This window comes from Clostridium ganghwense (assembly GCF_026735165.1).
Lineage (GTDB): Bacteria > Bacillota > Clostridia > Clostridiales > Clostridiaceae > Clostridium_H > Clostridium_H ganghwense.
The window spans coordinates 165,441-177,920 of sequence record NZ_JAPQES010000007.1 but is presented as its reverse complement, the minus strand read 5'-3'; the positions used below and the strand labels follow the sequence as shown (position 1 = coordinate 177,920).

Sequence of the window (12,480 nt, the reverse complement as noted above, 5' to 3'; positions counted from 1 at the left end):
AGGCATAAGAAAAGAACCACAAAAGTGATTCTTAATTCTCTAATTACTTCATAAGTAATTTTAATCCTGGGTTATCTTTCTTCGTGTTATTATCTATAAATCTAGGAGTTTCCTCATTCTCTATTCTAATTATAAATTCACTTATCGCTTCATCTAAACAATAAGCTACATAATCATCTTCAATTTTTATTATTTCACTTGGTCTCTTCTGGTACATCTTTACCATTGTCACTAGGCTTAGTATTTTCTGGCTTTTTACGAAACGGTTCCAATACTCTAGCTCCTTTTACTGCGTAGTTATAAATTATTATCTTTTGCTCATCAGTAAGTCCTATGGCTTCTTGAACTTCTTTAAAAGTAGGTTCTGCCATAGTAACCTCACAGAATAACTCTGATAATTCATTTATTGTTTTTAAACTATTTTCATCCTCTGGTACTGGTCCATTCCCTTTAAATAATTGCACTACAGTTCCCATAAGTGGATTAGGTATTTTCCCTTTACTTGCTAAATCTAAAAGGTTAACTCTTTGAAGCTTACAAGTAAAGACATCATCTCCGTCCCATCCTGGAAGATCTACCTCTATATATTTTTTAGCTTTTAATTCCTCTATTTTAGTTACTGCCATATTATCGACCTCCAAATTATTCAAATTAAAAAGAGAGCTTGTTTAAAGCCCTCTTATGCTGGTATTTCATCAACAAAATCAAGTGATTTCATTGTTAATTTAGCCTTAGTATTTTCTCTACACTTAATCTCAAATTCAGGAGCAAAGAAATCCTTCTTAAGTGACATTTTAAACGCCTTTCCTGTACACTTATTAAATGTTATCTTCGCATAATTTTTTATGTCGTCTCCCTCATAATTTGCCACATATATTTCAGTCATAAAAGGCTTCAAGGTACATCCTTCTGAAAGCATTGGTGTATCATAACCTATTATTTTTGTAGGATCTTCTTTATCATATCTAACATTTCCACCTTCTACTAATGCTGCTACTGCTATATCAAAGGTATTATTTTTTAGTTTTAATTTATATCCATAGATTAAATCTGGAGTATTTGCAGTTGCCAATATTCTTTCATCATCTCTAAGTGTTTTTTCTTTACCTTGAGATATTTCAGGATCAATATCAGCTTCACTATCACATTGAACATTAATTTTTTTAGCATCAGCTAATGGTAAACCAGTACTTTTATCTATTGGTGTCAAAATAACCTTTTTAATATTGTACAAAATCTCACCAGTTGTACCCATACTTAAACTACCTCCTTTGGTATTCTATATTTTATCCTTCTCATATAAGCTTTTTTATCACTATCGATTATTTCAGGAGTAATTTCTCCTGTATCTTCAAGCTTATTTTTAAGAGCTTGTTTAACTTCAAGTATCATATCATCAAGTATTGTTATGTCTCCTAAAGGAGCATATAAAAAAATATGAACAAACTGCCAACCACACTGACTGTTATTCATACTTGTTAATTGTCCATCAAATTTTAGAACTATATATGATTCTATACATTCACCTTTATGTTCTCCTATAGCATATGTGGGATAAACAGGATCTAATAAATTAAATAACTCTTGTCTATTCATTAAATCACTCCTACGGATTGTACTATCTTCTTCCAACCTTCATGGAATTGTGGAGTAAACTCTTGAATAGCTTTTTCAAGTATTGCATACTTACCTTCATTAGCTAATTCAAGATACACCCCATAATCTACTCCATGGCTAATAGTTATCATAAGTTCATTGGTGTGTTTCCATTTAACTGTAGCTTTTAAAAATAAACGTGCATGAGCTGTTCTATCTTCCCATGGTGCATTTTCTTTAGCCCATTTTTCCATTTCCATAGCTATGTTTTGAGCATCTAAAGCTAATGCTGCTTTAAGCCTTGGAGTAAACTCCTTAAGTTTTCTCATTGCTTCATCTAAACCATTCATATCTATTTTACAACCATCACTCATTTAACCACCTCTAAATCAGAGTTATAAACTCCTTCTACAAGCATTCCCGGATAAGTTACTCTGTACTTTATCTCATTGGCAATAAAATAATCTCCTTCTTTAATTTCAAAGCCTTCTGCTACAGCAAGCATTGTTAGACTTCTAATTCTATTTATTTTTCCTGATTCTTTTAAATTACCACTTAATGAATGTTTACTATCATCTATAAAAACATCAAGTTCAGCAACATCTACTGGTTTTTCTTTTCCACCTCTCATACCATTGCTTATTTTCTCTTTTCTAATAAGCTTTATATGAGTAGGTTTTATAGCTATTCCTCTTTTAACTTGCTGTTTTATTCTTTCTATATTTAAACTCATTGACCATCACTTCTTTTCATGCTTGTTATATAGTTATAAGTTTTCTTAGGTTTAAAACTTTTAGCAAGATTCAACCAATATTCTTTATTAGACTCTGTTTTCAATGGTCCTATATTTAAACCATCTTCTTGAGCTTTCATCATGCATCCTTTGTAAGTTGCTTTATTTACATCATTATCATTAGTTTCTAGTAAAATCTCTAGCTCCTTATAATCAAAATAAGGAAACTGTTTCTCTTGTAAATTAAATTTTAAAACTTCAATAGGTGTGGTAGCCATAACTATTCACCTTCTTTTTCATTACTTTCCCCACCCGTCTCATCATCTTCTCCTAGTTTTTCAGGTATATCTTCTAGTAGTACAATCAATCCCCTATCTACCATTGATTCAACATTATCAATTCTTATTTTTAATTCTTCACCTATTTTCTTTATTTCCTTATCATATTTAAGATTAACTAACGCCTTTGCTTTAATTTTTTTCTTAGCCATTTATATCATCCTTTCTAAAAAAATAAGGAGAGAAAAACTCTCCTATTTGTTAATTAATTATTATTTAACTCTTGCTATAAAAATCTCTTCTATTCTTTCAAAGCTTGGAAGAGTAATCTGAGATACTTTTGTCACTACAGTTACTGGATCTGTTTGTTTAACAGTTGTTATTGCAATTCCATCTCTTACAATAGCAACTTGAGCTGCATTCCCTGTCATTAAATCTGCTTCTTCTGGTGTTGTACCGTAATAAGTTCTTCCTAAGGTACCATCTGGAAGTAATGTAAATATATCTTCAGGGAAATAAGGTTGATTTGAGCCATCTTCAGCAATAAAATTACCACTTACTATTTCTACAACTATTCCAACTTTATCATTTAAATATTTTTTAATAATGACATCTGTTATTATTGTGCTGCCTGTTCTATCAATGTCTAATCTTGCTCCTTTGTTAGCTTTGAGATAATTAAAAGTTTTTCTTGTACATACTGCTCTTGATGGTCTTACTCCAGTATCTTCTTCAACCTTATCTTGCCATCTCATAATATCCTCTATTGGTGTAGAATTTTCTGTATCAGACCATACTGCAGTACCTGAAAGAGTTTCCATATGACCAACAGGAAAACCATAGTCAAAACTTATATCTCTATCTTGTGTAGATACAAGTATTTTACCTTCGCTTATTAGCTGCATTCTCATTCTTTCTGCTTGTATATCAGCACCATCTACAAGACATTTTGTATCGTTGTATATATTATCTAAGATCATATCTCTCCATTGAGTATTTTTTCCACTCATTGCAAGGAGCAAATCTTGTCTATCTCTTTCCTTAATAGCAACTGCTTCTTTAAAGAATGGCATTTCTTTTGTTTCTTCTTTTACATCTGCTCTTAAACTTCTTAGCTTTACAGATACATCAAAAGTACTTGGTCTTAATGCTACCGGCTTATTTTTTGCACCCTTGATTAAAGTAATATCAATTCCCATCTGCTTTTTACGTGGAAATAGAGCCTCTCCTATTTTATTTTCTTTTGGCATTCCTGTAACATACTGACTAACACTTTCTGCATTTATTACTTCCATTACATCAACTGGCATAAATGTCACCTTACCTTTCTAAACTTTTTATATTATAGTTATTTGTTTCATTGCTGCTAGAGCCTCTGCACTTGGAGCTGTAGGTAATTTCTTACCATTTATAATTCCATGTATTGTTACTGGAACTGTTTCATTACCTACAACAGTTGTAAAATCAACATTTTCATATACTAAACCATAAGCAGTTCCATCATTTACAATTTTGCCTGTTTTACTTAATATGGTTCCTGCCTTAAGTATTCTCTTACCATTTGAATCAACTGGTACATCATCATATTTCACCTTTAAAGGAACATTTACAAAATTATCTGGAATAGCAAGAATATTTTCATTTACCCCAAAAATTTGTCTTGAATATTGTCTACTCATTAATTTTCACCTCTCACTAGTTTATTTTGAAAAATTCATTTTCTATATTTTTTTGATTTTCAGCTTTCTGCTTTGCTAATCTTGCACCTATTGTTTCAGTTGGAGCATCTTTCTTATCCTGTCCACCAATTACACCTGTACCTCCCCCCTTATCTGATTTTTCATCTTCAAATAAGTAAGCATCAGATTCTTTTAATACTTTCATTTGATCATCAAGCCCTAAAATACTGTCACCATCAAGTTTGATTTTTTCCATATCTAATAGTGCTTTCAGAGCTCTTGTATTTTTAGGCTTATGACTTGTTAAAGCTTTTTCAAATTTAGTATCAAATTCTATTTGTTTTAGCTTTGATTCATATTTTTCTGTAGTTTGTTGATTTTCAGTTTTTAATTTCTCAATTTCACTTTCTAATTCTTTTACATCTTTTATATCTTTAAGCTTTTCTTTTAAATCATTTAATTGTGTATCTCTGTCTTTTATCTGCTGCTTATAATCTTTTATAGTTTGATTAGCAGAATCAATCTTTCCTTTTTCAACGTACTTAGATTCTTTCTTTGAATCAACTAAAATGACATTATCCTTATCTGCTTGAATTTTGTCATATGCCTTTTGTCCTTCTTCATCACCTAAGATTTTCTTTAAATATTCTAATAATCCCATAACTTAAACCTCCTTAAATTTTTACAAAATAAAAAGACGTACTTATACGCCTTATCATTTATCCTATCCATCTCCAATAGCCTCCAAAATAAAAAGCACCTACTATTTTTACTTAGTAAGTACCTATTTAATCATTACTATGATTAGGACAATTTATATCATTCATATTTTTTAACACCTCTATCATTTTTTCAACATCCTCTTTGAACTCTTCTTGTTTAAATGCAGTTCTTATATTTTTATTTTCTATATCCACATACGTTGCTCCATCAAAAGAATAATAATTTTCAAATTTACCATTCCACTTACTGATAGATAATTTAGCATTTTTTATAAAGCTTAGAGCTTCTTCTCTCGTCACATTATGATTTCTCTCATTATTTATATGATTATCATCAAAAGAAAATCTACTTAAATTAATATTTTTGGCTGGAATATTAATTTTCCCTTTAATTCTAATCCCCCTCAAATCATTTTTTATATTTAAATTATACTATAATTTTCCTATTTTAATGCAGCTAATTCACCAAAAACTTTAGATTACCTTCTTCCTATCCCAAATTCTTGACCATAATCTCCTATCCATTTATCTAGTTTAGCATTCTCTCCTCCATTTACCCATTCTATAAGTTCTTCTCTAGCTTGTTCTATAGGTATTGTTTCTTGAGTAAAATAACATAAACAGTTTGGATGCTGAATAGGACATTCATCAGGTTCAAATATCTTTCCTGCATACTCATCACATATATCAGTTCTTCCATGCATTCTTAAACTATGACTAGGACTTAAATTCCACTTAAACCCTTCACAAAACGGATTTTTCTTTGAACCTTGAATATAACTTTCTGTGTTAGAATGAGTTAAACTTGTCCTGGCCAAACGCTGGGATTGATAAGCTATGCTTTTATTTATTCCAGGTACTCTTGTATGTGTTATCATCTTCTTTTTAGGATTAATATACTGTTCTAATTGTTTTGCTAATTCTCCAGCACTTCTACGTTGAACAGTATTAACTTTTATAATTCTATTAAGGTCCTTACCATTTCTTTTAGTTATGTTCCAAATTCGTTTATCTAAAGTTAATCCATCTTTGTAATAATCACCACTTACAATAGTTTTGGCTACATCTACATTAAGCTGAGTAAACATTTTTCTAAATGTAGAACTTAAATCCTCATGTAGATCCATGGTTTCAAAATAACTCAATTGAACATTTGATGCTATTTCTACACTAGCTTTTATTCCTTCTTTAATTGATTTACTTAATTGTTGTTGAAGTTCTCTAGTGTACTGCTTAATAGTTTTCTGTAATTCTGACAACTGCCTTTGTTTTAAACTCCCTGCTTTACTTTTAGCAAGTCTTTCAGTTATTTCTTTAGCAGCCTCTTTATAAATATTAAGAACTTCCTTTTCTTGCTTTAAAGTAAGTTTCAAAAACTTTTTGCGTGATTCTAGTACAGTTTGTTGATATAAATTCATTATCCATCATCACCATTCAAATCATCTTGCACTGATTTTTGAAATTGGTCCTGCTCTGCTTCATTGATAGTTTTTATATCTTCAGCTATTTCCTTCATTGCCCCTTCTGCATCCTCATCATCTGCAAAATCTTTTATATAACTCCTATGACTTCTAACGTTATTTTGAACTTCCTCCATAGCAAGACGTTTCTGGTCCTCTTCATCTTCTGGAATAGGATAGTTCTTTTTAATAACTATGTTGTGTTGAAGCTTATCCCATTCATGATTCCAGTCATCATAACAGTTAAATTTGCCACAAGCTTCTACTATTAGTCTCAACATTGACCTTATAACCGGTTCCCAATCATGCCATTTTTCTGAACATCTAGCTATTAAATCATTGTACATATATTTTATAGACTTTGCAGATGGAACATTAGCAAGTTGTTCTGGTCTTGGTATTCCTAACTTCTCATACATTGAATTCTCAAGCCTTGTAAGATATTTATCTACAGGTTCTGCATTAGTAAAAGCACTTTCAACTTTTTTTAGATCAGCTTTCCTATTATCAATACTTCTTAAAGCTATTACAGAGTTAGGTGCTACTTTTGCATTATTTACTCCATCTTCTTCTGCATCAATAAATACATTCATACCAAACATGTTAAATCTAAGAGCATCACTAAAATCACTCAACTTACTGTTGTATTGGTTTTGAAGTGGTTTTAAATCTTTCAAATCACTTGCGCCTAATGAACTAGTTAAACTTTGCTCATTGACAATTACCCAACATGGTAGCTTGCTTAATCCAGTATCTTTAGTTACCGTTTCTATAGGTGTCTCTAAATCATTACCTTTAAATTTTTCAGTTTTTAAATAACATTTATCATTTTGAATGAAGTAAGTATATCTAAACCATATCTGCTTACTTACCTCTTCCTTAGCTGTAGCTGAATCTTGCTTGACCAGACTTATAGAAACAATTTGACTTATATCATTGGGATTAACCTCATAATTAAAATCATTCATATCATGATAAAAGAGCCTTACCGGTTGTCCTGGATTAGCTTCCATTCTCAACAAGACTCTCTTTGTTACTGTTGCTAGTCTAAAGGCTTTTAGTGTATTGCTCCAAAACTTATTTCCGTTTAATATACCATCTATATACTGCCTTAACTCTTCTGCTTTTTCCTTATCAGCTTTATCATAAGATTTAAATAATATATCTGGTTCCTTACCAAACATAAATCTAGCTTGTTTTGCTATTAGTGGCTTTACTTTATTATCAACTACTTGTGAAGGTACATAATCTAAATCATCAGTTACTATCCAATTTTGACCTAAAAGGTCCATATCACATATGGCAGCTTCTTTATCTTCATATTCACCTAAATAGAAAAAGTAATCTCTTCTTGCCTTTTTTCTTTCATTTAACTCTGAATTACTTAGCTTAAGCAGCTGCTGTTTTATATCCATTAGAATATTGCACCTCCTCTCCTTTTATTTTTATAGATATTGTTTTTAAGGCCCATACCTTTGTTGTAAACTTCTTTGTTGTATTCAACCTTATTATTTTTAGCAAGTGTTCTACAACCTTCGAGTGCATCTGGACCATCATCATGATCTGCCATAGGAAAGTAACTTAATTGCTCTAGTAAAAGCTTAAATCTTTTATTAAACTTTATATATTTGTTCTTAATATCTGGTTGAAGAGTTTGAATTCTCATTACCTTATCTGAAGTTTGTTGAATTTCTTTTATAGGTAAATACAATCCTGCTTTAGCACTTGCTTTTGTTAATTCTTCTTTTAGAAACCACTGAAACTGATTTGTCTCTGCACCAAATGATAAATAACCTCTGCCATAAGTATTTCTTAGCCATTTTTCTTTTTCTAATATATCCTCAATTATTTTACTTGGATGCCTTCTTTCTATATCGGCATCTATAACATACATATAACCAGTTTCATTATCTTTTGCTATTGTAATAATTGCAGAATAGTCACTAGTTTTGTTTTTACCTAATGAAGGATCTACAAAACCATAGAAAGTAAATTTTTCATCCTTAAAGCTAATAGCAGCTTCGTTATAAAAATCAATCCATTCTTCATTAAATAAGCAATCATCAGGATTGATAGGCTCATTCTGTTCTTCTGAATTAAAGGAAGCATCTCCCTCTGATACTTTCATAACCATCAAATCATAATAAGTAAGTTTATCTTCCCAAAGTACTTCTGTATCTTCTAGCATTTCCTTTTTATGAGCATAAAAAAAAGAATAAGCTTCATTTAACCTATTCTCATTACTTAAATCAGTAAATAGTCTTTCCCACTGCTGCCACAATTCTTGATGTAAAGCAAAAGATATTACTGCTTTATACTTTTTAGTTTTATATACTGGATTCCTTAATACTTTAGCAAGCAAACTATCATAATGAAGTAAAGTACCTATATAAACTATATCTGTATAATCATCACCAGCTTTTGATACAGCTTTATAAAACCAATTTTCTAGTTTCTTTCTTTGCTCTGGAGTTCTAACATTTTCATCATTCTCTATATCATCAAGAACTATTAAATCAGGTCTCCAGTTCTTATGCTTTCTACCTCTGACCTTTTTACCAGCTCCTAATGCTTCAACTTTTATATTTGTATTAGTTAAAAGCACATTAGACTTCCAAACCTTACCTGACAATTCTCCAAAATCAGTTTTAAATGCTTCGTTCTCTTCAAATTCTTCTCTAATATTAGTTAAAAAGCTTTCAGCCTGATCACTAGAATCTGAAATTATTAAGATATAATGCTTATACTGATAAACTATAGAATGTATAGTGTCTTTAAAAGTTAAGTTAGTACTTTTAGCATGTCCTCTTGGAGCTGCTACTGCAGTTTTAGTTCCAGCTTTATTTCTTATAACATTCTTATTCCAAAGAGTATCTAGTTCTCTATGAAATTCAGGAGTTTCTCTATTAAAGTAATGAGAAAAATAAGCTTTGCCAAAATACTCAAGATCTATTTCTGCTAACTCTTTTCTTAATCCATTTGGTCCTGATTTTTCTCTTCCTAATACATAATCACTAAATGGTTTCTTCCATGATTTTTTAAACTTCTTTTTAAATTTCTTTTTCAGATACTTCCAAAGCAGTCTTTCTTCTTCTCTAGTCATCATCTTCATCATCTTCCAAAATAGCTTTTAATTCATTTTCTGTAACCTTATTATGTTTTGGTTGCTCTTGAGTTTTTAATTTGCTTTTCTCAATCTCAAATTTATACTTAGCCATCTTATGCTTTTCTTCTTCAATTTTTCGCTTAAACTTATCAGGAAACAAATCAAAATACTTTTCAAGTTTTTCAAGTGCTTTCATTTTATCATGAAGCTTAATTTTAACTCCATTTTTACCTTGAGATACTTCTTCAATAATTGTTCCATCTACCATGTAACTATCTTTAAAATCTACATAGTTTACTAAAGCTTTTACTTCATTACCTTCCTCATCTTTATCTACTACAATTTCTTTCTTACCATATTCAACATAGTCAGTTATATCTGCAAAAGCTATTTCAACATACTTTCTAAGTACATCCATAGCATCTATAAATAACTCTTCTGTCATTTTGCCTTTAAGCTTTTTTATCTCCTCTTTCACCTTACGATTTCTTACTAACTCACTTCCTGTTACATGTGCTCTTTCTGGTGAATATCCAGCTTTAATAGCTGCCATAGTTTGATTAAATGATTTTAAATAGTAATGACAAAAAAGTCTTTGTTTATCAGTAAGTGAAGAGTTCATTAAAACTTCTTCCACATCCTGTTGCATTGGCTCTTGTACACTTTTTTCTATATTCTTTTTTTGTGTGCATACTTTTTCTTTTGTATGCACACCTTTTCTATTCCATTTATATCTTGTTTTCCATGACTTAACTGTATTTAAAGATACATTATATTTAGTTGCTATATCTTTATACTTCATTCCAGTTATATAGTCTTTTTCAGCTAATTTTTTTATATCTGGTGCTCTTATATCTGACATAGTTACATTGTCACCACCTCACCTATTGTTTGTTTTGGGTATAAAAAAGAACTCTTAACAGAGTTCTTTTTTTATCTAAATTAAATCAATTTTTATACTTTTTACTTTTCGATCATTCTTACCGTTATGTCTATCCTTAATCCACTCAAACACATTTGAATAAGAATAATTTATTATTTGTTCTTCTAAAACCTCACCATTATCATATTCTATTTCAATCTTGTATTCACTTGCACCTGTTTCGGAATCTGGTGAATTTATATACCCTGTTTGCATTAGTAACTCCCCCTTACATGTAAATAATTCTACACTTTAAGAGTTTTTCCCTTCTTTTATTTTACATTTTATAAATAATTTATATTTAAAATATAGACTCTGGATAATAAAATGAGATGCTAAACAAAATAAAAAAGAACTCATGTGAGCTCTTAATAATTATTCTTTAAATTTTTTCTTTTTATAGTTTCTTTTTTTAATAACCTATTTTCACAAATACTATTTAAATATTTTAATCTCTCTTCAATTGAAAGTTCCTCAAAATGCATAGTGTCCTCTAACGTATCAATTAATAAATCAACTAATTGATTTGAACAACTTTTACAAACACCTATAGGCATTTTGGCAGACCAACATCCTCCATTATTAATTTTATCACCACAAAAAACACATGTTGATAATTGTTCCCTGCAATCATGTGGAATTGCATCAACTTTCTTTATATCACTTATCTTAGACATATACTATTCCTCCTTTATGTAATATTTTCTATGCTAAAAGTAGATTTCCTACTTATTTTTAAGGAAATTATAAATTTCGCATAATTTTTATTAGTTTTACATTTTCATCTATTCTCATAATTAATTATGTATATTTTTTTATTTTATAACTGTTTTTTATTTTTGAATACTATTAATATTTGTATTTTAAAATTTTCATCTAATTCTCCATTTAGAGTTAAAGATGTAGAGTTGATTTCATAATCAGTTATTTTATCAACACTAATATTCGTATGATCTAATGTATCAATCTCTTTTTCTGGATTGCATCTTGTTATCATGATTGTTTTCTCTGAAAAATAAATATTAAAATATTCATAGTGTGTTTGAACTAAAACTTCATTATTGTTACTGATTATATTGACTTCACCTCTACATATGTACTTTTGGGATTTATCTATGATGTCTTTTAATTGCTTAAGCTTTTCAATATCTATTTTATTTATTAATTTTATGTCTTCTTTAAAACTTGTACTCATATTCTTCACCCCCTTAATAATAACTTCTATATTAAGGTATATTTTCCTCTTTTTTAGTAACTAGTTTAAATTTATTTACAGGGATAGATTGTACCTATCCCTGTAATATATTCTTTTGTACATATATCTAACCTTTGTATATGGACAATAGCTTTTGTAATGAATGCATGCATTATAATATTATGCTTACTTATTATTTAATAGAGCTAAAGATATACTTATACTTTTTCTATTTACAGTAATTTTTCAACCATTCTATTAATTCATTAAGAACTGTAATATTAAAATCTTCCATTTCTACTACTGGAGTTCCTTTACTTTTATCCTTTTCGTCATCAACAATTACTTCAATAACAATTTTATCATTATTTTCACCAACAACTATCATTCCAACCTTATTATTATTTTTACTGTTGAATCCAACTACCTGAGTTGATGGGTTAGTTTCCAAAGCGCTAATTTCACTAAAATCTATAGTACTTATTAAATTTTTCTGTAGTATTTTTAATATCTCAACAAATTTATCTTTATCGTATTTCATCTTATTACCTCCTTTCTATGCAATAACTTCTAGTTTCTCTTAATTTCTATTTTTTATCAAAATACTAAAATTAATAAATAAAAGATTGATTTAAGGTATTGCCAATCTTTTATAATTTGTTTAAAATAAAAAATTGGTTGTGTTTTAAAAAATCATATATGTTTTTGGTATTTCAAGAGTATGATTCAAGTTTACATTTAAATTTTACTTTACATAATTAAAACTATGTAAATATCTCTCTATTTGCA

The 12,480-nt window shown here is 29.4% G+C and carries 20 protein-coding genes; all 20 read right to left on the bottom strand.

What is annotated here, in order from left to right; all coding sequences use genetic code 11:
* Positions 1-43 precede the first annotated feature (43 nt).
* A complete protein-coding gene (locus OXH55_RS17770) occupies positions 44-217 on the bottom strand; it encodes a hypothetical protein (RefSeq protein ID WP_268051462.1) in 174 nt (57 codons plus the stop codon).
* Positions 195-626 (bottom strand): hypothetical protein, encoded by a 432-nt coding sequence (locus tag OXH55_RS17765; RefSeq protein ID WP_268051461.1) that lies wholly within the window; start codon positions 624-626, stop codon positions 195-197. Before OXH55_RS17765 ends, OXH55_RS17770 begins: the two co-directional genes overlap by 23 nt.
* 53 nt (positions 627-679) lie before the next feature.
* On the bottom strand, positions 680-1,255 hold the full coding sequence (locus OXH55_RS17760; RefSeq protein WP_268051460.1) for a hypothetical protein: 576 nt from the start codon (positions 1,253-1,255) through the stop codon (positions 680-682).
* A gap of 2 nt (positions 1,256-1,257) precedes the next feature.
* A complete protein-coding gene (locus OXH55_RS17755; protein ID WP_268051458.1) occupies positions 1,258-1,596 on the bottom strand; it encodes a hypothetical protein in 339 nt (112 codons plus the stop codon).
* Positions 1,596-1,970, bottom strand: a complete 375-nt coding sequence (locus OXH55_RS17750; protein WP_268051457.1) for a hypothetical protein — start codon at positions 1,968-1,970, stop codon at positions 1,596-1,598. Before OXH55_RS17750 ends, OXH55_RS17755 begins: the two co-directional genes overlap by 1 nt.
* Positions 1,967-2,329, bottom strand: a complete 363-nt coding sequence (locus OXH55_RS17745; RefSeq protein ID WP_268051456.1) for a hypothetical protein — start codon at positions 2,327-2,329, stop codon at positions 1,967-1,969. Before OXH55_RS17745 ends, OXH55_RS17750 begins: the two co-directional genes overlap by 4 nt.
* Entirely contained in the window at positions 2,326-2,607 is a 282-nt protein-coding gene (locus OXH55_RS17740) for a hypothetical protein (protein WP_268051455.1), read from the bottom strand. Before OXH55_RS17740 ends, OXH55_RS17745 begins: the two co-directional genes overlap by 4 nt.
* A 2-nt stretch (positions 2,608-2,609) precedes the next feature.
* Positions 2,610-2,819: a DUF7210 family protein gene (locus OXH55_RS17735; RefSeq protein WP_268051454.1), complete on the bottom strand. Its 210-nt coding sequence runs from the start codon at positions 2,817-2,819 to the stop codon at positions 2,610-2,612.
* A gap of 60 nt (positions 2,820-2,879) precedes the next feature.
* A complete protein-coding gene (locus tag OXH55_RS17730; protein ID WP_268051453.1) occupies positions 2,880-3,917 on the bottom strand; it encodes a major capsid protein in 1,038 nt (345 codons plus the stop codon).
* 27 nt (positions 3,918-3,944) lie between these two features.
* On the bottom strand, positions 3,945-4,286 hold the full coding sequence (locus tag OXH55_RS17725; RefSeq protein WP_268051452.1) for a hypothetical protein: 342 nt from the start codon (positions 4,284-4,286) through the stop codon (positions 3,945-3,947).
* Positions 4,287-4,302: 16 nt separating this feature from the next.
* Positions 4,303-4,947 carry a phage scaffolding protein gene (locus tag OXH55_RS17720; RefSeq protein ID WP_268051451.1) on the bottom strand — a complete coding sequence of 215 codons (645 nt, stop codon included), beginning with the start codon at positions 4,945-4,947 and terminating at the stop codon, positions 4,303-4,305.
* Between the two features lie 127 nt (positions 4,948-5,074).
* Entirely contained in the window at positions 5,075-5,416 is a 342-nt protein-coding gene (locus OXH55_RS17715) for a hypothetical protein (RefSeq protein WP_268051450.1), read from the bottom strand.
* A 71-nt stretch (positions 5,417-5,487) separates the two neighbouring features.
* Positions 5,488-6,426, bottom strand: a complete 939-nt coding sequence (locus OXH55_RS17710; protein ID WP_268051449.1) for a hypothetical protein — start codon at positions 6,424-6,426, stop codon at positions 5,488-5,490.
* Entirely contained in the window at positions 6,426-7,883 is a 1,458-nt protein-coding gene (locus OXH55_RS17705) for a phage portal protein (RefSeq protein WP_268051448.1), read from the bottom strand. The genes OXH55_RS17710 and OXH55_RS17705 overlap by 1 nt, the downstream gene beginning before the upstream one ends.
* A complete protein-coding gene (gene terL / locus OXH55_RS17700; protein ID WP_268051447.1) occupies positions 7,883-9,580 on the bottom strand; it encodes a phage terminase large subunit in 1,698 nt (565 codons plus the stop codon). The genes OXH55_RS17705 and terL overlap by 1 nt, the downstream gene beginning before the upstream one ends.
* A complete protein-coding gene (locus OXH55_RS17695) occupies positions 9,564-10,436 on the bottom strand; it encodes a terminase small subunit (protein WP_268051446.1) in 873 nt (290 codons plus the stop codon). The genes terL and OXH55_RS17695 overlap by 17 nt, the downstream gene beginning before the upstream one ends.
* 75 nt (positions 10,437-10,511) lie before the next feature.
* Positions 10,512-10,712 carry a hypothetical protein gene (locus OXH55_RS17690; RefSeq protein ID WP_268051445.1) on the bottom strand — a complete coding sequence of 67 codons (201 nt, stop codon included), beginning with the start codon at positions 10,710-10,712 and terminating at the stop codon, positions 10,512-10,514.
* 152 nt (positions 10,713-10,864) lie between these two features.
* A complete protein-coding gene (locus OXH55_RS17685) occupies positions 10,865-11,173 on the bottom strand; it encodes a hypothetical protein (protein ID WP_268051444.1) in 309 nt (102 codons plus the stop codon).
* A 143-nt stretch (positions 11,174-11,316) separates the two neighbouring features.
* Positions 11,317-11,691, bottom strand: a complete 375-nt coding sequence (locus OXH55_RS17680; RefSeq protein WP_268051443.1) for a hypothetical protein — start codon at positions 11,689-11,691, stop codon at positions 11,317-11,319.
* Between the two features lie 229 nt (positions 11,692-11,920).
* Entirely contained in the window at positions 11,921-12,232 is a 312-nt protein-coding gene (locus tag OXH55_RS17675) for a hypothetical protein (protein ID WP_268051442.1), read from the bottom strand.
* Positions 12,233-12,480: the final 248 nt, after the last annotated feature.

Coding starts and splice junctions, on each gene's coding strand:
- OXH55_RS17770 (WP_268051462.1), bottom strand. CDS start 217: ATGTACCAGAAGAGACCAAGTGAAATAATAAAAATTGAAGATGATTAT.
- OXH55_RS17765 (WP_268051461.1), bottom strand. CDS start 626: ATGGCAGTAACTAAAATAGAGGAATTAAAAGCTAAAAAATATATAGAG.
- OXH55_RS17760 (WP_268051460.1), bottom strand. CDS start 1,255: ATGGGTACAACTGGTGAGATTTTGTACAATATTAAAAAGGTTATTTTG.
- OXH55_RS17755 (WP_268051458.1), bottom strand. CDS start 1,596: ATGAATAGACAAGAGTTATTTAATTTATTAGATCCTGTTTATCCCACA.
- OXH55_RS17750 (WP_268051457.1), bottom strand. CDS start 1,970: ATGAGTGATGGTTGTAAAATAGATATGAATGGTTTAGATGAAGCAATG.
- OXH55_RS17745 (WP_268051456.1), bottom strand. CDS start 2,329: ATGAGTTTAAATATAGAAAGAATAAAACAGCAAGTTAAAAGAGGAATA.
- OXH55_RS17740 (WP_268051455.1), bottom strand. CDS start 2,607: ATGGCTACCACACCTATTGAAGTTTTAAAATTTAATTTACAAGAGAAA.
- OXH55_RS17735 (WP_268051454.1), bottom strand. CDS start 2,819: ATGGCTAAGAAAAAAATTAAAGCAAAGGCGTTAGTTAATCTTAAATAT.
- OXH55_RS17730 (WP_268051453.1), bottom strand. CDS start 3,917: ATGCCAGTTGATGTAATGGAAGTAATAAATGCAGAAAGTGTTAGTCAG.
- OXH55_RS17725 (WP_268051452.1), bottom strand. CDS start 4,286: ATGAGTAGACAATATTCAAGACAAATTTTTGGGGTAAATGAAAATATT.
- OXH55_RS17720 (WP_268051451.1), bottom strand. CDS start 4,947: ATGGGATTATTAGAATATTTAAAGAAAATCTTAGGTGATGAAGAAGGA.
- OXH55_RS17710 (WP_268051449.1), bottom strand. CDS start 6,426: ATGAATTTATATCAACAAACTGTACTAGAATCACGCAAAAAGTTTTTG.
- OXH55_RS17705 (WP_268051448.1), bottom strand. CDS start 7,883: ATGGATATAAAACAGCAGCTGCTTAAGCTAAGTAATTCAGAGTTAAAT.
- terL (WP_268051447.1), bottom strand. CDS start 9,580: ATGAAGATGATGACTAGAGAAGAAGAAAGACTGCTTTGGAAGTATCTG.
- OXH55_RS17695 (WP_268051446.1), bottom strand. CDS start 10,436: ATGTCAGATATAAGAGCACCAGATATAAAAAAATTAGCTGAAAAAGAC.
- OXH55_RS17690 (WP_268051445.1), bottom strand. CDS start 10,712: ATGCAAACAGGGTATATAAATTCACCAGATTCCGAAACAGGTGCAAGT.
- OXH55_RS17685 (WP_268051444.1), bottom strand. CDS start 11,173: ATGTCTAAGATAAGTGATATAAAGAAAGTTGATGCAATTCCACATGAT.
- OXH55_RS17680 (WP_268051443.1), bottom strand. CDS start 11,691: ATGAGTACAAGTTTTAAAGAAGACATAAAATTAATAAATAAAATAGAT.
- OXH55_RS17675 (WP_268051442.1), bottom strand. CDS start 12,232: ATGAAATACGATAAAGATAAATTTGTTGAGATATTAAAAATACTACAG.